Below are 20,532 nucleotides of genomic sequence, written 5' to 3'. Positions count from 1 at the left end.
CTTTTCCGGGAGCGCCTGGGTCTTGGCTTCCTTGGGATTGGCGTCACTGCGCTCCATCACGAGGCCCGCAGCTGCCGTCTGGATCTTGTTGATGGTTTTCAAGGTGCTTCCCTTCAAAATGGGGTAGTGGTGAGAGTTTCGCTGAGCGGAGACTATTCATGTAGTCCGGCGAGTCTGCTGCCGAATTTGGCCAGGAGTGAGGTTTTGGTGGAGTCCCTGCGTTCTTCCCATTGGTCGGCAATGCCGAAGAGCCGGTACATGCCGTGGACGCCGAGCCAGCGGAGGGGTTCGGGTTCCCACTTCCGTGCACGGTAGCCGACCCAGGGAAGTGTGGTCCGTTCTGTTTCCTTCTCGAAGGCCAGTTCCGCGAGGGTCCGGCCGCCGACGTAGGCTGCGGTGACGCCGTGTCCGGCGTAACCGGTGGACGATCCGATCCCTTTGGCCTGGTCCCAGTGCACGCCGCCGTTCCAGTCACGGGTGACGCCCAGGACTCCGGACCAGGCGTGGTCCACTTCGAAGGGGATGCCGGGGAAGAAGGAGCGGAGCTTTGTGGAGATCAGGTCAATGGTGGACTGGGGTGTTGAACCGGTGCCTCCTGTGCCGGAGCCGTAGCGGTAGGGCTTACCGCGGCCGCCTATGGCGATGCGGCCGTCCGCTGTTCGCTGTGAATAGATGAAGGTGTGTGCGGAGTCGTTAAGGCACTGGGGCCCGTTCCATCCGATCTGCTGCCACGCTTCTTCGGACAGCGGCTTTGTCACGATCATCGAGGAATTGATCGGGATCAGGGTCCTGCTGCCAAGAAGCTGTCCGGAATACCCTTCGGTGCAGACGAACGTTTTGGCAGCCGTCACTTGTCCGTTGGCCAGTTTCAGGGTCGTTCCGTCGATGCTGTCCACCCGGCTGCCTTCGTAGATGCTGACCCCCATGGAGGCCAGGGTGTCGGCAAGGCCGTAGACGAGTTTCGCCGGATGAATGCGGGCGCAGTGTTTGTAGAAGAGCCCGCCGTGGACGGTGGAGATGTTGATCTGGCTCTGGAACTCGTCCCGGTCAAGCAGATGGACATCGGTTTCGGACAGCCCGTACTTCCAGTCGGCATCACGCCTGGCTACCAGCCTGCCCAGCCCCGCCCTGGTGTGGGCGGCGACGAGCGCGCCGCCCTTGTGCTGATCCGCGTTAATGCCCTCGGCCTGGAGAATATCCAGGACGGAATCAACGCCGGCCACAAATTCCTGCTGCAGGGCCCGGCTCGCGTCCAGCCCTCCGCCGGATGCGCGGGCGAAGGTGGCCCGGTTTCCTGGGGGCATTGCTGAGAGCCATCCGCCGTTGCGTCCGGAGGCGCCGTAGCCGATCTGTTCTGCCTCAAATACCGCGACCTTGAGTGATGGCTCGAGTTTCTTGGCGAAGTACGCGGCCCACAGGCCGGTGTAGCCGCCGCCGATGATTGCCAGGTCTACAGAGTCCTGGCCGGTGAAGCGGGGGTAGGTGGGCCTGGTGTCCGCGAGTCCGGCCATCCAGAAGCCGAGCTCTCCGTTTCGGGGTGTTGCCGCAAGGGCTGTCATGGTTGTCCTTCGTTGTCTGTGAAGCGTTGAGGTATTCAGGCGGCGGTGTATCCGCCGTCGACGGGCAGGACCGCTCCGGTGATGTAGGACGATTCCTTCGAGGCCATGAAGAGGATGGCGTCGGCGATCTCTTCGGGGGTCGCGAGGCGCTGCAGCGGGATCTGCCCTTCGCGCTGGGCACGGTAGGCCTCGGGGTCGTCCCTGCGCTGGAACGATGCTTCGATGACCGGGGTGGCGGTCAGGCCCGGTGCGACGACGTTGACCCGGATGTTGCGTGACGCCCATTCGATCGCCGCGCCCTTGGCGAGCATGATCAGGCCGCCCTTGGCCGCGGAGTACAGGACTTCATCGGCCTTGCCGACCATGCCTAGCCGGGAGCTGACGAGGACGAAAGAGCCACCCGTAGCCGGCATCAGCGGCGCGAAGTGCTTCATCACCAGGAAGGAGCTGAGCAGGTTGCTGTGCAGCACGTTCCTCGCATCTTCGTACGCCATCTCAGTGAGCGGGCCGCTGACCTGCAGGCCGTGGTTAAGGACGACGACGTCCACGGTGCCGAAGGATTCGGCGGCCTGCCGGGCGAGGCTTTCTACGAACGCCTCGTCGTTGAGGTCTCCGGGGACGTATAGATCCTCGGGCTGGGCGCTGTCGAGGTGCTCCCTGCGGCCGGTGAGCAGCAGCCGGGCACCTTCGTTGCGGAAGTGGGAGCATACTGCCTGCCCGATTCCGCTGTTGGCGCCGGTGACCAGGGCCGTGGTCCTATCAAGTCTCATGTCAGTCACTCCATCGTGAGTTAGGTTGCTTGGGTAGTAGCTAAGGGAGGAAGTTGCCGTCTGCGATCGGTCAGTTGAGGAATCCACGGGCATCGACCGGCCACCGTTCCAGTGATGTGCCTGTGCTGTCGGTGACGATGTACTCCTCGAAATTGACTACCACCGGGCACACGTGGTTGGGGACCACCGGAAGCACGGTCCCTACCCGGGGGCGGAACCCGCCCGCGGGCAGCGGGAGGAATCCGTGGTATTCGTTGAGTTTGGACAGGACGGCCGTGGTGCCGGCAATGCCGCCGTAACCGCGCTCGGGGCTGCCTTCGCGGCCGAGGGCTTTGGTGCCGATGTCGAGGATGACCTGGTCGGGGATCCAGTCGCTGACCACGGTGCCGGCGACGAACAGCGCGATCTGATCTTCGGTGCAGGCGCCGAGCCTGGCGTTGTTCAGGTCGTTGAACACGTACTCGCCCGGCCGGATTTCGGTGATGACGCTGCTGGTGGAGAACTCCACTGTGGGAGTGGACCCGGCGCTGACCACCTCCGCGGTGACCCCAGCTGCGTTGAAGCTGCGCACCGCAGCAATGAGCGCGGTGTCCTGATCCTTGGCCGCACCCTTGCGGGCGTCCGGACCGGCGCTGCCGTGACCCGGGTAGGTGAAGACGCCCGCCGGGACCAGGCCGCGGTTGCGGGCGGCGAGGGCGAGGTCGCCGGCGGCCTCGGCAGGAGCTCCGGAACGGCGGGCACCGCAGTCGACCTCGATCACGACCTGCAGCCGGTCAGGTTCTGCGCCCATCGCGTCGGCGAGGCCATTGATCGCCGCGATGTTGTCGGCGCCGACGCGCAGCCGGGTGTTCTCTGCGAGCCGCCGGATCCGCCTCCCTTTCGTTCCCGAAGGCCAGATCGGGTAGGCGAGGAAGATGTCGTCGAACCCGGCCGCGGCGAAGACCTCGGCCTCACCCACATTGCCCGCCGTGATTCCGACCGCCCCTGCCCTAACCTGGCGCCGAGCGATTTCGACGCACTTGTGCGTCTTGACATGCGGCCGGACGTCCAGGTTGTTCCGGGCGGTGAAGGCCTGCATCCGGTCGATGTTCTCCTGCATCACATCGACCAGCACGATCGGTGCGGGGGTGTCGATCCGTTCGACGAGCGCCTCGAGTGCTCCTTGAATGCGGTTCACGCTGTACTCCTCATTGTTCAACGACCTACGCCTCAGTGCAGATCATCTGGATCTCTACAGGAGTGTTCAGCGGCAGCCCGGCAACACCGATCGCGGTGCGGGCATGACGACCGTTCTCACCCAACACTCCGATGAGCAGTTCACTGGCCGCGTTGGCGACACGGGATTGCAAACCGAAGTCCGGCGTACTGGCCACGAAGACCAGCATCTGCACGATCCGGACCCGGTCCAGATCTCCCACCGCCTGCACAGCGGCGGCGAGGCAGTTCAGCGCGCAATGGCGCGCGAGCTCCCGCGCCGTCTCCAGGTCCACGTCCCGGCCCACAACCCCCGTGCCCAGCAGCTCACCGTCTTTGAACGGCAGTTGGCCGGAGATGTGGATGCTCGAGTCCACCGTCCGGTGATCCACGTAGTACGCATTTTCTGCGAGGACGGGGAGATCCAGACCCAGGGCCTCGACACGATCTGAAGCCGAGTCGCCCTTTACGGTTGGAGGTAGTGGCAGACTCATCTTTTACTCAGTTTTCTCTTAGGAGTCAGCAGGACGCGGCAGGCCGAAGAGGACCGGGAGATCGGCGATATCGGTAATCCGCTCGTAGCCGAGCCAGTGCTCGTCGTGCTCGAAGCCGCGGTCGACATACACCTTGTTCTTGATACCCATAATGGCCGCGGGGCGGTGGTCGTACATCGGGCTCGCGGAGACGTGGACGATCTCATCCGGCGTCACGCCAAGCTTGTCGAACATGTACTCAAACGCACCGAGCCGCGGCTTGTACATGCCCATCTGCTCGGCGCTGATGATGACCTCGAACGGGGCCTTGAGGTTGGCCGCAAGGCGCACAGCATGGGCGGTGTCGCTGTTCGTGATGATGACCAGCGGGACTTCCTCAGCCAGGCGGTTTAATGCCTCGGTGGCACCCGGGTACGGGCCAAAAGAGGGGACAATCTCATAAACCGCCCGTGCGTCGGCCGCACGGAACTCCAGACCGAGCCGACGCGAGGCGCGCTCCATCGAGTCGGCGACAATCTGGTGAAACGGCTTGTACTCGCCCGTGCACTCATCGATGCGGTACGCCTTGCAGGCCCGCAGGTAATCATCGGCGATCTCAGCTGGCAACCGGTCACCCAGTACCTCACGGATCGCATCGTTGATAGCGAACTTGATCAGCGTTCCGTTCATGTCGAACGTAACGAACTTCGGCGTGGTTTCGAATTCGAATGCCATGTGGTCCTCCAGTTGTGTTCGTCGATTGTCGACGAAAGGATATGACGTGCTGTCGATTGTCGACGATACTTCGACGGTTAGTAGATTGTCAACGAAATTCCCCGAGGTGCCCGGTTGCAACCAGGATAGACGCACCGCCGAGCCATGGAGTACGATTGTCAACAATTCACGATCCAGTGGAAGGAAAAATCATGCGTCCATACGTATATGTCCCGGCAGCCAAAATTCAGGGCGAGCTCGAACCTAACGGCCACCGTGCCGGCTACGACTCGGGTGACCCGCAGACGTCGATCCTTAAGTTCGACACCGCTATTAAGACGGGCGTCTGGGAGTGCCAGCCGGGCGGCTGGAATATAACCCCCCGCGAGGACACCGAGGTGTGCTACATCGTGAGCGGCCGCGTGACCGTCACGGATGGCGCCACCGGCAACGTCTACGAAGTCTCTGCCGGCGACGTTGTTGTGCAGCCCAAGGGCTGGTCAGGCCGCTGGGATGTTACCGAGACCATCCGCAAGGTCTACAGCCACGGCTTCGACTGATCCCCGTCTGAACCTGACGCTAGGCTAACGGGCCGTACCCTCATGAGGGATACGGCCCGTTCACTTCTCCGGCACCCCAGCAGGATCATCGCGTCATCGACCGGGCTCTAGCAGCCATACGGGCGAGGATCTCTCAGGTCAGGGCTGGACTCACCGTGAACGCTGTAGGGAGCATCGAACTTCGTCAAGCCGGACTTGCTTTCGCGTTCTACGGGACTAGTCGGTCGAGCCGGGGACCGGAACGACGACGTTCTGCCACCCTTGACGGCCTACTTCGTGATGGGGGACGGACGGCTATCCGGAGGCTCTAGGTCAGGTGGTGGAACCGGTCTGGCCTTGACCCGGCTTGTGGCCGGAAACCACGGCGCGAACGTCTCCTTCCTCGTGCCCCTTCTTCTTTTTGCCGAAAGGCAGCACCTTTAGCAGTGGGCCAACGACAGCCACGACCACGAGGCCCCAGGCGAGCCCGAGGACGGCAGAACACAAGGTATTGACCAGCCATGCCAGGAAGCCGCCTACCACCGGGATCCCGACGAGCGGGTGCTCCAGGGCATGGACCAGATCATACGGCGCGTGCCAGCCGAGATCGTGTGCTCCCTGCAGCATGATGTGGCCACCCACCCACAGCATGGCGATGGTTCCGACGAGGGTTATCGCGGTCAGCACAGCGGGCATCCCTCTGACGAGAAGCTCGCCGAAGCGCTTGGACCCCGCAGAATCTTTAGCGGCCAGGTGCAGGCCGATGTCGTCCATTTTGACGATCAATCCGACGGCACCATACACGAGCACCGTGATGACGAGGGCAACGACGACCAGGATGAGGGCCCGGGCCCACAGGGACTCATTAGCCACCTCGTTCATCGAGATGACCATGATTTCGCAGGAGAGAATGAAGTCGGTGGTGATGGCGCCCTTGGTGACCTTGGCCTCCGCCTCCGGGCCTCGCTCAACCGCCGGCGCTTTTTCGTCCTCGTGGTGGCCGCGGAGCTTGTGCCAGACCTTCTCTGCGCCCTCGTAGCAGAGGTAGGTGCCGCCCAGCATAAGGATGAACGGAATGGCCCATGGGACGAACGCGCTGACGAGAAGAAGTGCGGGCAGGATGATCAGCAGCTTATTGCGGAGCGAGCCCCAGAAGATCTTCTTAATCATCGGCAACTCGCGGGACGGGTCCGCCCCGGACACGTACTGCGGCGTCACGGCGGCATCGTCGATCACCACGCCGGCGGCCTTGGCTCCCGCCTTGGCTGCTCCGGCCGCGACGTCGTCTACCGAGGCGGCCGCTATGCGGGCAAGGGCTGCGACGTCGTCCAGCAGGGCGACCAGACCGCCGCTCACAGGTTACTTCCGCACTGCTCGAGAATGGACTGCTGGAGGTGGAGGCCTCGCTTGAGGCGCGTGATCGGCATGCTCAGATTATACGAGTCGCTGTGTCGGAGCGGGCTCCCCTGGCGATGATGGTTGCTCAGTAGCGGACGTCGGCCTGCACACCGAAGTGGTCCGATGCGTACACCCTGTGCACGGGAGTGGTCCCAATCAGCGCCGCGGAGCGGGGGTGGCCGGCTCCGCCGCGCCGAGGTGCCGCGGTGAAGATGTAGTCGATCCGACGGTCCGGCCACAGCAGTTGTGTAGCCCAGGGGTTGCTGTTGGACCACGTGCAGCCTTTGCCGCCTGGGCCGGCCACCTCCCAAGCGTCATAGAAAGCCACCCCTTGGACGGGCGCCGCTGCCCGGCCGGTCATCATCCGTATTTCGTCACTGTCAGGATCGGCGTTGAAGTCACCGCAGGCGATGAGGGGGATTCGATCGTCCCGCGCGGCGTGCACCTCCGAGAGCAGGCCCTTGACCGCTTCCTGGCGTTCCTGACTCTCATCGAACCACCATGCATCCATGACCACGCCATAGACCTGGATCGGTCCGCGAGGGCCGGCAAGCTCGGCCTGCTGCACGCGCAGGTCACCGAAAGATGTACTGGCTCTGGAGCTGATTGGCCACCGTGACATCACCGCTACGCCGGAGAGCGCGGAGTCGTCTTCCTGCGCGGTGACACCGCTGAAGGCATAGTGCGGCAGCCCCAGCGGGCCTGCCAGCCGAGCGCACTGGCTATCCTGGCTTTTTGCCCACGACTCGGCCAGCACGACTATGTCGGGGCGGGCCTTTGCCAACGTGGTGATGATCGCGGCCTCACGCGCCTCCCAAGGACCGTATAGCCCCCAGACATTCCACGCGACTACCCTGACGGTCGTCTCGATCAGCTGGCCGTAGAAGTGTGGTGGTATGTCCTGGACAGGGGTCACCCACCCATGGTGCCCACGGGACATCAATCTGCACCAGCCCTTTTCGATGCCAGAGATCCATTCCAAGCACGGTCACTCCCGCCATGGCTTGAGCAGCGGCCACCACCCTGGGACATGGCGGCGGTAGTTGAGGTATTGCTCGCCGTAAGTGCGGGTGAGGGTCGGCTCCTCGTAGCCCTTCACGAACCCGACGACCATGGTGAGGACGATGATGGCGTAGAGCACCAGCCACCAACTGCCGCACAGCAGTGCCTGGCCAAGGATGATGTTGAGCACAGAGAGGTACATGGGATTGCGCACGAATCGGTAGGCACCTGTCACGACGAGAGTCTGGGTCGGAGCAACCGGAGCGGGCGTTCCGCGGTGCAGGGCGAACAGCGCGAAGGCGTGCAAGAGGGTAACCACCCCGACGGCGATCAGGATCCATGCGATCGGCACCACGACCCAGGCCAGGCCGCCCCAGTCGCGCCACCGCCAGCCGGAGATGAGCCACGGGATGAGGCCCGCGATGACGCCGGGGGCCAGGAGCAGGAAGAGGATCGTTCCGATCCACGCACGTGCGGGTGAGGCTGTCTGCGCCATGTGCGTCAGGCTAGCCCTATTCCTCGTGCCACGCGAGAGCCTGCTCCGCGGCGCCTTCCACGAGTGATTTCAGGTCAAATGGTCGAAGTCACCTCGTGCCCAGGCAGCATGCCGCTGCGCGGACTCGTGCAGGATGGCTTTGGCTCCTGACGCGATGACATTGTTGAAGTTGCCGTAGATCCGGTCGAATCTGAGCTCTCCCAACTGCCCGGCTATCCGCAACGCCACGGCACCGGAAAGCGGCAGATGATTCGGGTAGCTGCGCATGAAGGAGATGGAGATTCGATCGGGATTCGGATACACGCTGTCGCCGGTCAACAAGACCCCCCTGCCGCCCGCTCCTGCAGCCCAGTGCACCACCGCGCTGCCGGGGAAGTGCCCCCCGGTCTGGTGTAGCGTCAAGCCCTCGGCGATGGATTGGGTGCCGGACCAGTACTTGATACTAGGGTCACGGCGCCCCAGCCATCGTCGGTCTGCATCTGCCACAAGCACCGGGACGCCCCCGAGCCGATGCGACCATTCGACCTGTACACCAAACATGTGGGGATGGCTGGCGGCGATAGCCAGGACAGGGCCTCGTTCGAGTACGGCCTTCAGAGTGCTGTCATCGACATACCCGATCGGATCCCATAGCAGTGAACCCTCGTGTGTCGTAACGAGCTGGGCGGTCTGGCCGATTCCGACTTTCGGCTTCGTCATGATTCCGCTAAGACCCGGCTCGTTCTCTTTCAGCACTGTCTGCTGCCCCTCCTGCGCCAGCCCAGCCAGTGTGAGCCACTTTTGTCCGTCCTCGGGCACATACTGCCGTTCATCGGTGCAGATCGGGCAGAGCTTCGGGGCAGGTTCGTCGCGTTCCACGGCGCAGGTTGCGCAGATCAGCATGGTTGGTCCCTTCTTGCTATCTCCTGGTGCTCGCTGTTCCGCTTAGCGGTGGAATCGCATTTCGCATCACACCTAGAAACTGGTCACCAGTTCGCCCAGCACCTCTTCGAGCCTATTCGGATCGGTGGCGTCGTAGTAGTGCGCCCCACTGGCCCTGGCGATTTCCAGCAGAGTAGGGACATCGGCGTCGGGCCCGTAAGCGAGCGTAAAGACGAGCACCGGCGTCGAGTGGTTCTGATGGCTCAGCTGCTGGGAGATCCCTTTTAGGTCTCCGGGGTGCGTGGTGTCGTTTTTGCCGTCACTCAAAAGCACGATGGTGTTGATGAAGGTGTCCTTGTAGTCCTTTGCCTGATCGCCCGAGAAGCGGCTCACCGCTTCGAAAAGAGGCGTGGCGTCCACGGCCTGGAGCGCGTTGAGCTTGTTGAGGAGGTCATCTTTGTTGGTCTTGAACGGGGCTACCGGGCTGACGATGCCTGGCTGCAGGGGACCGTCGCCCACGTGGGAGAAGGCGGCCAGTCCAATCTCATCCTCACCCGTGAAATGACCCAGTGCCTTCTGGACGGCATCCTTGGCCCGTTGCAGCTTGGTCACGCCGGGCTCCTGCACCATGGACTCCGAGACGTCCAGCAGGAACAGGGCCCTGGCCCGCTTGCGGACATCGGGGAAGCTGTCCTGCATGGCTACAAGCGCTTCCCTCTTGGGCAGTGGCAGCGGCTGGAGCGTCTGCGCGTACCGGCCGGTGTCCGCCACGCCGGTATCCAGTTTGCCCTGGATGGTCCGGTACCCGGATGCCATGACAACGTTTTGACCCTGTTCCGTCACGGCGAACGCGATGAAATCCTGGGCAGCCAGGCGCTGCTGGCTCCCCACCCAGTCTCCGTCAAGGATTACTGCGGGGTTGTCCGCCACGTGCACGCCGTCCTGTGGGTAGATGGCAGTGAGAGGCTCCTTGGGCGCGGGGCCGGGATGCTTCGTAATTCCATCCTCACTGACCACGCCCCTGTTGTAGTCCCAGACAGATTTTTCATCGACGATCACGGCCGAGAGGAATTCCGAGACGTTCCCGGCGTCGTCAGCCTCCCTGGCGTGCCACAGGAAGTGCTCGGGGGTGGCCATATAGTGGCTGGTGCCCAGTTCGACGGCGCGCACTTTTCCCACCAGGGAGGGAGCGTCCAGGTCCATGTCGTCCAAGCCACCCGGGCTGCCGCCGGCGGCACCGTAGGAGGCAGCCAGGGCCATCAGTCCCGACGTCGAGACGAGCGGACTGGCTTTGCCAAACTTGAACTTTCCCCAGTCGCCGTGGCCGAGGCGCTCCCAGACGTCACGGTCCTCGGCCATCCTGAACACTTCAGACCACGACGGCGGTTTGCTGTCCCAGCCGAGGGCCTTAGCCATTGTCTCGGGCATGGCCACTACGATGGCACTCCGGGCCAGGCTGGTTCCCTCCTGCGGGACAGGACCTCCACCGGCGCTGTCCCCAGCGATCCGCAGCCACGCGGAGGAGTCAGGCAGCCAGATCACGGGTCTGTCGCCTGCGGGAACGCCGGGGAGCTCCGCCGCAACCTTGCCGGCAGCGGTCCCGGATTTTTCCTGGGTCACGGCCGGCGTCACGCACTTGCCGTCAACGCTGCGGGGTTTTGCCGTGTACCCGGCTGCCAGGGCCCGGACCATCTCTGCGTTCTCCAGCGACGTGAGGATGTTCAAGGTAATGCAGGGGGAGGTCCCGGCCACGGCGGCAGGACTGTCCTGTTGCAGGGGTTCAGCTGAAGGCGTGTTGCCATTTCCCGCGGAACCCCCACCTGAACGGTCCGGGTAAATAAGGGTTCGCAGCACAAAGGCACCGCCAACAATGAGAATTGCCACGACAGCGGCCGCGACGTACCAGATCCAGCGTGGGTAGGTGGGGTCAGTTGCTGCGTGTCGACGGCCCATGCTCGTTTCCTTTGAAATCCGCCGGGTTTCCCCGGTGTGGATGCACAATATGAAACTGGCCCGCGGCAGTCACACCGCGGGTGCGCCTAGCCCCCCGCCCGGATGCCCCCGCAACTGGATACGCTCTTTGAGGATAACCCCGACGGGCGAAAAGTGAGTGTGTGGATTCGGATTTTTGATGGAAACTTGTGGGTTCCGGATTTTGGCCAGCTGTCACTGCGCCCCCCCAACGCTTCGCCTGCTGAAGTACATTCCGACAGTGCCGGGCGGAACAACCGCAGGGAGCATGATTTTTGCCGCCAGGCAGGAGTAGGGGATGTCCATTTCCCCCACGGTCGTCGTGTGCGGGCCTGCTTGGTGGAACCAGCTCATCCTCCTTGATCACCTTCCGGAGCCCGTCCCGCACATGCAGTTCGCGCGGCGCTCCTGGCAGACGCTTGGGGGTACCTCGGCGGGCAAGGCTCTGCACCTTGCGGATCTAGGCATCAGTGTGCGCTTGTGCTCGCCTCTTGGGGCGGACGACGACGGCGCCCTGGTGGCGGCCGCCGATCTGGCCGTGATTGACCTGAGCGAGCTCGGCGTACTCCTGCTGGAACGCGATGAGGTCCGGCAGACCCCACTGTGGGTGGACCTCCACGACTACAGCGGATCGTCGTCGTTCCATGAGCCGTTCCTGCGTGCCGCCGACGCCGTGTTCATGAATGACGATCGAACCGGCGATCCTTGGGAGCTCATGAGCTCCTGCCTTGAGCAAGGCCCCTACCTGGCTGTATGCACCCGCGGGCAGCAGGTGCCTTGGCGCTGGAAGCGGATGGGACGAAGCATGAGGTTGCCGCAGTTCCCGCTGATGTGGTGGATACGAACCGCGCCGGCGATGCGTTCATGGCCGGCTTCGTGGCTGCGACCCTTCACGGTGCGTCAGTGGGGGATGCCCTCAAGGCAGCAGCGGCCCAGTCCCGCGTTGCCATTGAGAGTCAACACCTACACCCTGTGCTCGGACTGGCCTCCACCGCTAAGGCATGATTCGCTCATTCAGCCGCGCTCGGCACGCGGAGGTTAAGGTCCAGGCTGTTTTTCTCGACATAGTCCAGGGCGCTCCTGATGGCTCCGACAGCAACAATTGACTCACCCAAGGGGGAAACCGCGATCCGGGGCGGAGTCGCGGTAAATTCGCCCAGCCGTTCCGCGATGGGTCCAAGCAGTACTCCGGCGGACTTTGCCACGGCGCCGCCAATGACCACGAGTTCGGGGTTGAAGATTGTGGCCACGGCTCCGATGACTCTGGCCATCCTGTCGGCGAGGCGGTCCAAAATCCTTAGTGCCAGGGCGTCTCCTTCTGCGGCCGCGGCGAATACATGTTCGGCACTGATTTCCTCACGTGGGTGCTTTCGTAGGGATGTCCTGGTTTTGCCGGCGAGGGTTTCAGAGGCCCAGGTCCGGGCCATGAGGGCGATGCCAAAGGTATTGCCCACACCTTCGACGTACTTGAGGAATGCCAGTTCCCCGGCCCCGCCATGGCTGCCATGAAGGAGCCTCCCGCCATCGATCACTCCCGAACCGAAGCGTTCGCTGGAGAGGATCACTACGACGTCGTCGACTCCGGCAGCTTCGCCGTGCCAGCGTTCGCCCAAGGCCGCAAGGTTTGCGTCGTTTTCCAGCAGCACGGTCCAGCCGCGGAGGTCTTTGAAAGCAGTTTTGATGTCCAGGTCGAACAGTTCCCAGAAGTGTTGGGTGGCCAACACGTCCCCGTTCCGGTCAACGGGTGCTGCTATGCCAATGGTCACGGCGAGCACCATGTCGGCTAAGGCACCTGCATCCTGAAGGGCCGTCATGGCCGTCTGATCGATGATGGCAAGGCGTTCTCCGGCAGTAATCTGGCTCCCGGGAATGCGGTCCTCAGCAGTGATCTGGACACCAGGGAATGGCTGGCTGGATCGTCCGACTGTCTGCCCTCGGAGATTTGACACCACCGCTGTGACCTTGGCGATTCCTACGTCCACGCCCAGGACGAAACCGGCACTTTCGTTGAGCTCGAATCGGCGGGCGGGCCGGCCCTTCCGGTATTCGCCAAAAGCGCGCTGGTTCTCAAGCTCCCTGATCCAGCCACGTTCCACGAGTTCCTCGCACACCGATATCGCAGTGGCGCGTGCGAGCCCGGTTGCCTTCATGATCTCGGTGACTGTCACTGCGCGAGAAGCCCTCATGAAGTCGAGGACAGCGCTGTTACTTACCCTGCGCAGCAATTGTGGCTCCGGTGCGGAGATCACGGACGACATTGGTGTGGACCTCTCTTCCGGGTACGTCCCACAATACTGGCCGACTAAATTTAGTCATGAATTAAATTCAGGGCTCGCCGGCCACCCTTGCGCAGCAACGTGACCCATGCCATACTACTGGTCGATGCGCATCGACGAAGCGTATCGATGCGTCAGGAACCGTTCAGCAGAGAGCACAGGAAGGCCAGGCCATGCCCACAAGCAAGGACGTTGCCCAGGCCGCCGGCGTTGCGCAAAGCACGGTCTCCTACGTTCTTAGTGGCAAACGGCCCATCTCCGAGAAGACCCGGAAAAAGGTGGAGGATGCCATTCAGCAGCTGACCTACCAGCCGAACGCCGGAGCCCGCGCGCTGGCCAGCCGCAGGACCCGTGTCATTGGCCTGGTCATTCCTTTCATACCTGAGTTGCACATGGCCTCGATCATGGAGTTCGTCTCCGTGATCGCCAATACCGCACGCCTCTACGATCACGACATCCTGCTGGTCACGGAGGACGAAGGTGCACCAGGCCTGCAGCGCGTGGTGGGCCAGCAGATCTGTGATGGCTTGATTCTCATGCAGGTAGAGGGCGACGACGAGCGGCTGCCCGTGGTCCGAAGCCTCCACGTACCTGTGGTCCTGATTGGCATCCCGCATGACCCTTCCGGTTTGGTCTGCATCGACGCCGACTTTGAAATGGCCGGCGAACAGTGCGTTCGGGACCTTGCCGCAGTGGGCCACACGGTGATCTCCGTCCTTGACTGGCAGCGGGAAGTGGTAGACCGGCACGTGAATTACGTGGAACGCTTCATGTCCGGCACCGACAAGGCGGGGGAGAGCCTGGGTGTCAAGGTACTCCACCTGCCAGGCGGCACCGACCGCGATGTCCTTGCCGAATCCGTGGACAAGGCCCTGGCCGAAACCACGGGCGTGCCTGCGTTTATTGCTCCTGATGGCACGGTTCAGGACGTACTGCGACGGGCACTGTCGAACCGCGGGCTAACTCCCGGCAAAGACGTCTCGGTCATCGGCAGCGCCACTCCCACCCTTGCTGAACTCCAGCCCATTCCTCTCTCCACCATTGACCTCCGTCCGGCCGAGGTCTCGCGCCGGGCAGTAAAGCTCATTTGCGAACTCCTCGAAGCCAATGTGCAGGGACCAACCGAATCCCTGCAATTGGTACCCACGGTCATTACGCACCGTTCCAGTACGCTCCGCACACCCCCCGGCAGCTGAATTATCCTCCCATCGCCCCACCCAGTTCGAAGTTCACGTCCATTCATCGATCAGCATCGTCGATACGCATCGACGAACCGATCCGCACACAAAAGGAACAGACAATGAAGTCAGCACACAGGACCGCGCGCCCGCTCTCCTTGGCCATGGCCGCCCTGGCAGGCCTTCCACTGCTTATCTCAGGCTGCGGCGCAGCGGGTAATACGGCTTCCTCCACTGATCCCGTCAAGGAGATCTCAGTGGTGGACTATTACAACAATGAGCCGGACAAGTCCTTCATCGGCGATGCGCTCACCGCCTGCGGGACGAAAGCGGGCGTGACGATCAAGCGCGAGACGGTTCCGGGCAAGTCGCTGATCTCCAAGGTGCTCCAGCAGTCCTCTTCCAAGACGCTTCCCGATGTACTCATGCTGGACAACCCCGACCTTCAGCAAATTGCCGCCACGGGCGCGTTGGCTCCCTTGGCTGATTTCAAGATCAACACCGAGAACTTCGCTGAAGGTGTCCTCAGCGCAGGCACCTACAAGGACAAGGTCTACGGCCTGGCGCCCACAGTGAACACCATCGCCCTGTTCTACAACAAGGACATCCTGGCCAAGGCTGGCGTCACCCCGCCCACCACGTGGGATGAGCTGAAGGCAGCAGCCGCGAAGCTCACGAGCGGGGATCAGTACGGGCTGGCGTTCAACGCCAACCCCACCTATGAGGGAACGTGGCAGTTCCTCCCCGTCATGTGGTCGAACGGAGGTGACGAAAAGAAGATTGACACCAAAGAGACCGAAGAGGCCCTGCAGCTGTGGACAGAATTGGTCAAGAGCGGGTCGGTTTCGTCTTCTGCCCTCAACTGGACCCAGGCTGATGTGAAGGATCAGTTCCTTGCCGGCAAGGCAGCGATGATGGTCAACGGCCCGTGGCAGATTCCGTCCCTGGACAAGCAGCCGAGCCTTCAGTATGGCGTCGTGAAGATCCCGGTCCGCGAAGCCGGGCAGACCTCCGTCGCTCCGCTCGGCGGAGAGGTATGGACAGTCCCGCAGACTGGCAACAAAGCCCGTCAGACGAAGGCAGCCGAAGTGGTGGCTTGCCTGAACAATGACGAAAACCAGCTGGCGATGGCCAAGGTCCGCAACACCATTCCTTCCAAGACCACGCTTGCGGAAACCTTCGCCTCCGAGAATCCCAAGCTCGCTACCTTCACCGAACTGATCAAAACCGCCCGGGCACGGACCGGCCAGCTCGGTGAGCAATGGCCCGCCCAAGCCACAAAGATCTACACCGCCATCCAGACCGCACTGACGGGCAACGCCTCGCCGGCCGACGCCCTCAAGCAAGCCCAAGGCCAGTAAGAAGGCCGCCATGTCATTGACAACCGACGTATCGCACACTGCAGCCGGGCCGGCCACGGGAATGGCTTCACGGAAGCACCGCCGCACCGGTTCAGGGGCACAAACTCAAGTCCCGCGTCGGCGTACCCGCCAACGCAGTGAACATATCTTCCAGTGGCTCTTCCTCGTTCCCGCTGTGGTCTACATGGCCCTGTTCTTTGGCTACCCCGTGGTCAAGAACGTCGTCATGAGCTTCCAGGACTACACCACGGCGACGTTCTTTACCGGCGAAGCCCCCTGGGTGGGGTTGGCCAACTATGCAACGGTGTTGTCGTCGTCGTTGTTTTCAACCTCGCTGCTGAACACCGCGCTGTTTACGCTGGGGTCCATCCTGGGGCAGTTCGTGATCGGACTGGCGCTGGCGATCTTTTTCCAGCGCAAGTTCCCGCTCAACGGAATCCTCCGGTCATTGCTACTGCTGCCCTGGCTCCTGCCGCTGATCGTGTCGAGTGCCGTGTGGCGCTGGATCCTGGACAAGGACAGCGGTGCCCTTAACCGCTTCCTTGGCGACCTCGGCCTGATCGACACCGGCATCCCGTGGCTGACCAGCACCTCGCTTGCGTTGCTGGCCGTAGTGGGCGTGAATATCTGGATCGGTATTCCCTTCAACCTGACCATTCTCTACGGCGGTCTCCAGGAAATACCGGATGAGCTCTATGAGGCTGGGTCCCTGGACGGTGCCACCGGCTGGAGGGCCTTCCGGCACATCACCTGGCCCATGCTGAGGCCGGTGGTGAGCGTAGTACTGGTGCTCGGCGTGGTTTACACGCTCAAGGTGCTGGACATCATCCTGGGCCTGACCAACGGCGGCCCGGCAAATTCAACCCAAACCATCGCCACCCAGTCCTATGCCCTCTCCTTCCACGAGTTTAAATTCGGCGAAGGCGCGGCCCTGGGCAACGTACTGGTGATCATTTCCCTCGTGTTCGCGGTCCTCTACCTGCGGGCCAGCCGACGCGCCGTGGATGAGTGAGGAAACGATGACAACCCAACTACGGGCCCCCGTCCGCCGAACGTCAGCGGTCCCACGAACCACCAGCAAGAACTGGGGTTACACGGCACTGGCCATCTTCTTCCTGGCCGTCATGCTGTTCCCGGTCTACTGGATGGTCAACGCCTCCCTGCAGCCCAACGGCACTACCTTGGAAACCTCGTGGCTGCCGCTTAAGCCGGATTTCACCGGCTACGCGACCGCGATCAACGAACAGGCCGGCAACCTGGGCACCAGCCTGGTCATTTCACTCGGAAGTGTGGTCTTGAGCCTAACCATCGCAGCCCCCGCAGCCTACGCTTTGGCGTACTTCAAGGTCCGCGGCGCAGGCGTGGTCCTGTTCGCCATCCTCATCAGCCAGATGATCCCGGGCATCGTGGTGGCTAACGCCCTGTACACCGCCTACAACGATCTAGGCCTGCTCAACTCCATTCCTGGCCTGATCCTTGCGGACTCCGCGCATGGAATCCCGTTTGCCATCCTGATCATCCGGGCGTTCATGAATGGCATGCCGGCCTCTGTCATCGAGGCCGCGCGGGTGGACGGCGCTGGCCACCTCCGGGCGTTCTGGTCGATCGTGCTGCCCTTAAGCCGGAACTCCCTGATCACCGCTGGCCTGTTCACCTTCCTGTTTGCGTGGAGCGACTTCCTCTTCGCACTCACCCTGACTACCACCGAAGCCGTCCGGCCCGTGACGCTGGGAATCTTCCAGTACATCGGGGCCTATGTGAACGACTGGAGTTCAGTGATGGCGACGGCAGTACTTGCCTCCATCCCGGCCATCGTCCTGCTGGTCGCAGCCCAGAAATACATCGCTGCCGGCACCACCGGCGGCGCGGTCAAATAGACCGCCTTCAGCACCTAAAAAGGAGAAATCATGACTGACAGCAAGCCCATCCATGTCACTGTGTGGAGCGAGAACCGGCACGAGAAGCGGGACGAACTGGTGGCACGCCTGTATCCGGAGGGAATGCACGGCGCCGTCAAGGCGGGCATCGAGGAGAACCTGGGTTCCGCCGTCGTGGTCCGTACCGCCACCCTGGACGAGCCGGAACATGGCCTCACGGAGGAAGTCCTCGCCAACACCGATGTCCTGACCTGGTGGGGGCACATGTCCCATGCGGACGTCGACGACGCGATTGTTGAGCGCGTGCACCGCCACGTCCTCGCCGGCATGGGCCTGCTCGTGCTGCACTCCGGACACTGGTCCAAGATCTTCACCAAGCTCATGGGCACTTCCTGCACCCTTCGCTGGCGGTCTGAGCAGGACCGCGAACTCGTCTGGACCGTGGACCCGACCCACCCCATCGCCAAAGGGGTGCCGCACCCCATCGAGATTCCCGAGCAGGAGATGTACGGCGAGTTCTTCGACATCCCCACACCCGAGGAACTCGTGTTCATCAGTTCATTCAGCGGCGGCGAAGTCTTCCGTTCCGGCTGCACGTTCCGCCGCGGACACGGCAAGATCTTCTTCTTCAGCCCCGGCGACCAGGACTACCCCGTGTACCACCACAAAGATATCCGCCGGGTCATCGCCAACGCGGTGGAATGGGCACTCACCGACCGGCCCGAACGGGCCGTCCCCGAACTGCTTCGCTATGAAACCGGCGATTTCTTCAACGGCAAGAGCTACCAGGGAGCCAACGCATGAACACCCCCTTCGCCATCATCCCCGATGACGGCACGCCCCTTCGCGTCGTTGTGGTCGGAGCCGGGGGCATGGGACGCGCCTGGCTTCGCACTGTTGAGGAATCTCCACTGGTGGAGCTTGCGGGCATCGTCGACCTGGACCTGGACGCCGCCCGCACGGCTGCAGCCGCGCTGGGGCATCCCGATCTCCCGGTAGGTGCCAGTACAACGGCATTGGCGTCCGACGTCGGAGCCCAGGCAGTCATCAACGTCACCATCCCTGCCGCTCATCATCCGGTCACCACGGAAGCACTTGCCGCTGGGCTGCCGGTCCTTGGCGAAAAGCCAGTTGCATCCACAGTGGCCCAGGGACTCTCGCTGGCGGCCGCTGCTGAACTCCACGGCCAACTGTTCATGGTCAGCCAGTCCCGCCGCTACAACCGGCAATTGTTCGAAGCGAAGCGGCTGTCCGCATCTTTGGGTTCCGTTGGCATTGTGTCGGCTGAGTTCTTCAAGGCGCCACACTTTGGCGGTTTCCGCGATGCCATGGACCACCCCCTGCTGCTGGACATGGCCATCCACCAGTTCGACATGGCCCGGTTCCTGCTCGACGCCGATCCGGTCTCCGTCTTCTGCGAGGAATACAACCCCGCCTGGAGCTGGTACCGGGGAGATGCATGCTCCACGGCCATCTTCGAAATGACTGGAGGCGAACGCTTCGTGTTCACCGGGAGTTGGTGCAGTCCGGGCCAGGAAACCTCGTGGAATGCTTCGTGGCGTATCAGTGGTGAGCGCGGAACAGTTTTGTGGGACGGGGACAACCACCCTGTATCTTCGCTTGCCTCTGATGGCGGCACCAGCGAAGACCCGGGCCTGGAAATCGCCGGGTCCTTGCGGGACTTCGTGGACGCGGTCCGCACGGGAAGCGTGCCGATGGGAAGGGTCCACCAGAACATCATGAGCCTTGCCATGGTGGAAGCTGCGATCCGCAGCGCCGCAGCGGGATCGCGGGTGTCCGTGGACGTACTCCTGGCGGACTCCTACGGCCAGGCCATCCTGGCCGAGCGGGACCCGGCCGTTCTGGAAGTCCTCAAATCATGGACATCGGTTCGGAGTGCACTCACCGGCGAAAGCGTCGCCCGCTGACGGGCGATTCTCGTGTGGAGTTGGTGGGTTACTCCATTACCGTTGAGTGCTCACGCACACGCGCCAGCCATTCGGCAAGGAGTGTTTGGACCAGAATGGGTTGCTCGTGCATCAGAGCATGGCCGGCTCGATCCAGCACCGCATAGGTGGCACGAGGATAATCGTTTATCAATTCCCAAGTGTCTGCGTACCCGGCCGTGGCATCCTGACGACCGGCAAGGACGAGCACCGGATGTGGATAGACTTTCGCTGCTTCTGAAACGGACCGCAGCTCCCAGTGCGAAAAGATGCGCGTCAGGCCTCGCTCGTCAACGAGAGCGGCGGCGGGAGCCACATCCGCCTGGAACCGGCGCAGGGTTTCCGCGGTCTGCACCACAAAGTAGTCGCTGTAGGAAGCCTCAACATCCGGGTCCAGCGCGCCGGCCGGCGCGGCCGACGAAACAAGGACCTGGTGTCCGGGCACCTGGCCCGTGTGTGCGCCAACTGGGCAGATCAGCGCCAGCCCTATGGCCTGCCCGGGTCTGCGGCCGGCAATCGCACGGGCCAGGTACCCGCCGTAGGAGTGGCCTATGACAAGAAATGGTTTATCGCCGATGGTGTCGTCGATCAGTCCGAACAGCACATCCACGACGTCATCATTGCTGTTGATAGTTTCCGGCGCCGGAGTGCGGCCCATCCCTGGCAGGTCCGGGTAGAGGCGGCGAAAGCCAGAGAGGCCGGAGAACATCGGTTCAACGGCGGCGGCGATCTCGCGATGATCCACACCAGCCCCGTGCAGGGCGAGAACCGGTGTGCCGCTTCCGTATTCGGCGTAGTGCACGGGCACTTCGCTGTCCGTGACCTTCATCCAGTCAGTGTAGGTCGCGTCGCGACGCTCGTGCAGCGGGTCCAGTCATAACCAGGTGCCTCGTAAGCGGATCAGGTCTCAGTCCCGG

The 20,532-nt window shown here is 62.8% G+C and carries 20 protein-coding genes; 8 read left to right on the top strand and 12 right to left on the bottom strand.

Annotated elements, in window-relative coordinates; all coding sequences use genetic code 11:
- Positions 1-152: 152 nt before the first annotated feature.
- From V9L17_RS10010 to V9L17_RS09990, 5 genes are all read right to left on the bottom strand, one after another.
- Positions 153-1,559: an NAD(P)/FAD-dependent oxidoreductase gene (locus V9L17_RS10010; protein ID WP_337351309.1), complete on the bottom strand. Its 1,407-nt coding sequence runs from the start codon at positions 1,557-1,559 to the stop codon at positions 153-155.
- 35 nt (positions 1,560-1,594) lie between these two features.
- Positions 1,595-2,329 carry an SDR family NAD(P)-dependent oxidoreductase gene (locus V9L17_RS10005; protein WP_337351308.1) on the bottom strand — a complete coding sequence of 245 codons (735 nt, stop codon included), beginning with the start codon at positions 2,327-2,329 and terminating at the stop codon, positions 1,595-1,597.
- Between the two features lie 70 nt (positions 2,330-2,399).
- Positions 2,400-3,506, bottom strand: a complete 1,107-nt coding sequence (locus V9L17_RS10000; protein ID WP_337351307.1) for an alanine racemase — start codon at positions 3,504-3,506, stop codon at positions 2,400-2,402.
- Between the two features lie 25 nt (positions 3,507-3,531).
- A complete protein-coding gene (locus tag V9L17_RS09995; RefSeq protein ID WP_337351306.1) occupies positions 3,532-4,017 on the bottom strand; it encodes a RidA family protein in 486 nt (161 codons plus the stop codon).
- 18 nt (positions 4,018-4,035) lie between these two features.
- On the bottom strand, positions 4,036-4,731 hold the full coding sequence (locus V9L17_RS09990; protein WP_337351305.1) for a haloacid dehalogenase type II: 696 nt from the start codon (positions 4,729-4,731) through the stop codon (positions 4,036-4,038).
- A gap of 191 nt (positions 4,732-4,922) precedes the next feature.
- Here V9L17_RS09990 and V9L17_RS09985 point away from each other — a divergent pair, with 191 nt between their 5' ends.
- On the top strand, positions 4,923-5,270 hold the full coding sequence (locus tag V9L17_RS09985; protein WP_337347181.1) for a cupin domain-containing protein: 348 nt from the start codon (positions 4,923-4,925) through the stop codon (positions 5,268-5,270).
- 312 nt (positions 5,271-5,582) lie between these two features.
- Here V9L17_RS09985 and V9L17_RS09980 read toward each other — a convergent pair whose 3' ends face one another.
- From V9L17_RS09980 to V9L17_RS09960, 5 genes are all read right to left on the bottom strand, one after another.
- A complete protein-coding gene (locus V9L17_RS09980) occupies positions 5,583-6,605 on the bottom strand; it encodes a DUF808 domain-containing protein (RefSeq protein ID WP_337351304.1) in 1,023 nt (340 codons plus the stop codon).
- 127 nt (positions 6,606-6,732) lie between these two features.
- Positions 6,733-7,563 (bottom strand): endonuclease/exonuclease/phosphatase family protein, encoded by an 831-nt coding sequence (locus V9L17_RS09975; protein WP_337351303.1) that lies wholly within the window; start codon positions 7,561-7,563, stop codon positions 6,733-6,735.
- 72 nt (positions 7,564-7,635) lie between these two features.
- The gene (locus V9L17_RS09970; RefSeq protein WP_337351302.1) at positions 7,636-8,145 is read right to left on the bottom strand and encodes a methyltransferase family protein; all 510 of its coding nucleotides are present in this window, start codon (positions 8,143-8,145) and stop codon (positions 7,636-7,638) included.
- A 69-nt stretch (positions 8,146-8,214) separates the two neighbouring features.
- The gene (locus tag V9L17_RS09965; RefSeq protein ID WP_337351301.1) at positions 8,215-9,027 is read right to left on the bottom strand and encodes a hydrolase; all 813 of its coding nucleotides are present in this window, start codon (positions 9,025-9,027) and stop codon (positions 8,215-8,217) included.
- Positions 9,028-9,099: 72 nt separating this feature from the next.
- On the bottom strand, positions 9,100-10,959 hold the full coding sequence (locus tag V9L17_RS09960; protein ID WP_337347186.1) for a vWA domain-containing protein: 1,860 nt from the start codon (positions 10,957-10,959) through the stop codon (positions 9,100-9,102).
- A 316-nt stretch (positions 10,960-11,275) separates the two neighbouring features.
- Here V9L17_RS09960 and V9L17_RS21295 point away from each other — a divergent pair, with 316 nt between their 5' ends.
- Positions 11,276-12,019: a hypothetical protein gene (locus V9L17_RS21295; RefSeq protein ID WP_443198026.1), complete on the top strand. Its 744-nt coding sequence runs from the start codon at positions 11,276-11,278 to the stop codon at positions 12,017-12,019.
- Here V9L17_RS21295 and V9L17_RS09945 read toward each other — a convergent pair.
- Positions 11,988-13,235 carry an ROK family transcriptional regulator gene (locus V9L17_RS09945; RefSeq protein ID WP_337351298.1) on the bottom strand — a complete coding sequence of 416 codons (1,248 nt, stop codon included), beginning with the start codon at positions 13,233-13,235 and terminating at the stop codon, positions 11,988-11,990. The two genes, V9L17_RS21295 and V9L17_RS09945, sit on opposite strands and share 32 nt — an antisense overlap.
- A gap of 191 nt (positions 13,236-13,426) precedes the next feature.
- On the opposite strand from V9L17_RS09945, the gene V9L17_RS09940 reads away from it, so the two are divergent.
- The 6 genes from V9L17_RS09940 (at position 13,427) to V9L17_RS09915 (ending at position 19,597) form a co-directional block, all read left to right on the top strand.
- On the top strand, positions 13,427-14,449 hold the full coding sequence (locus tag V9L17_RS09940) for a LacI family DNA-binding transcriptional regulator (RefSeq protein ID WP_337351297.1): 1,023 nt from the start codon (positions 13,427-13,429) through the stop codon (positions 14,447-14,449).
- Positions 14,450-14,553: 104 nt separating this feature from the next.
- Positions 14,554-15,792: a sugar ABC transporter substrate-binding protein gene (locus V9L17_RS09935; protein ID WP_337351296.1), complete on the top strand. Its 1,239-nt coding sequence runs from the start codon at positions 14,554-14,556 to the stop codon at positions 15,790-15,792.
- A gap of 10 nt (positions 15,793-15,802) precedes the next feature.
- Positions 15,803-16,804, top strand: a complete 1,002-nt coding sequence (locus V9L17_RS09930; protein ID WP_337351295.1) for a carbohydrate ABC transporter permease — start codon at positions 15,803-15,805, stop codon at positions 16,802-16,804.
- 7 nt (positions 16,805-16,811) lie between these two features.
- Positions 16,812-17,669 carry a carbohydrate ABC transporter permease gene (locus V9L17_RS09925; RefSeq protein ID WP_337351294.1) on the top strand — a complete coding sequence of 286 codons (858 nt, stop codon included), beginning with the start codon at positions 16,812-16,814 and terminating at the stop codon, positions 17,667-17,669.
- Positions 17,670-17,699: 30 nt separating this feature from the next.
- Entirely contained in the window at positions 17,700-18,473 is a 774-nt protein-coding gene (locus tag V9L17_RS09920; RefSeq protein ID WP_337351293.1) for a ThuA domain-containing protein, read from the top strand.
- Positions 18,470-19,597 (top strand): Gfo/Idh/MocA family protein, encoded by a 1,128-nt coding sequence (locus tag V9L17_RS09915; RefSeq protein ID WP_337347194.1) that lies wholly within the window; start codon positions 18,470-18,472, stop codon positions 19,595-19,597. The genes V9L17_RS09920 and V9L17_RS09915 overlap by 4 nt, the downstream gene beginning before the upstream one ends.
- Positions 19,598-19,625: 28 nt before the next feature.
- Here the strand turns inward: V9L17_RS09915 and V9L17_RS09910 are convergent, their stop codons facing one another.
- Positions 19,626-20,444 carry an alpha/beta fold hydrolase gene (locus V9L17_RS09910; RefSeq protein ID WP_337347195.1) on the bottom strand — a complete coding sequence of 273 codons (819 nt, stop codon included), beginning with the start codon at positions 20,442-20,444 and terminating at the stop codon, positions 19,626-19,628.
- Positions 20,445-20,532 lie beyond the last annotated feature (88 nt).

The sequence above is a fragment of the Pseudarthrobacter sp. CCNWLW207 genome, from assembly GCF_037203945.1.
Lineage (GTDB): Bacteria > Actinomycetota > Actinomycetes > Actinomycetales > Micrococcaceae > Arthrobacter.
This window is presented reverse-complemented; position numbering and strand designations above follow the sequence as displayed.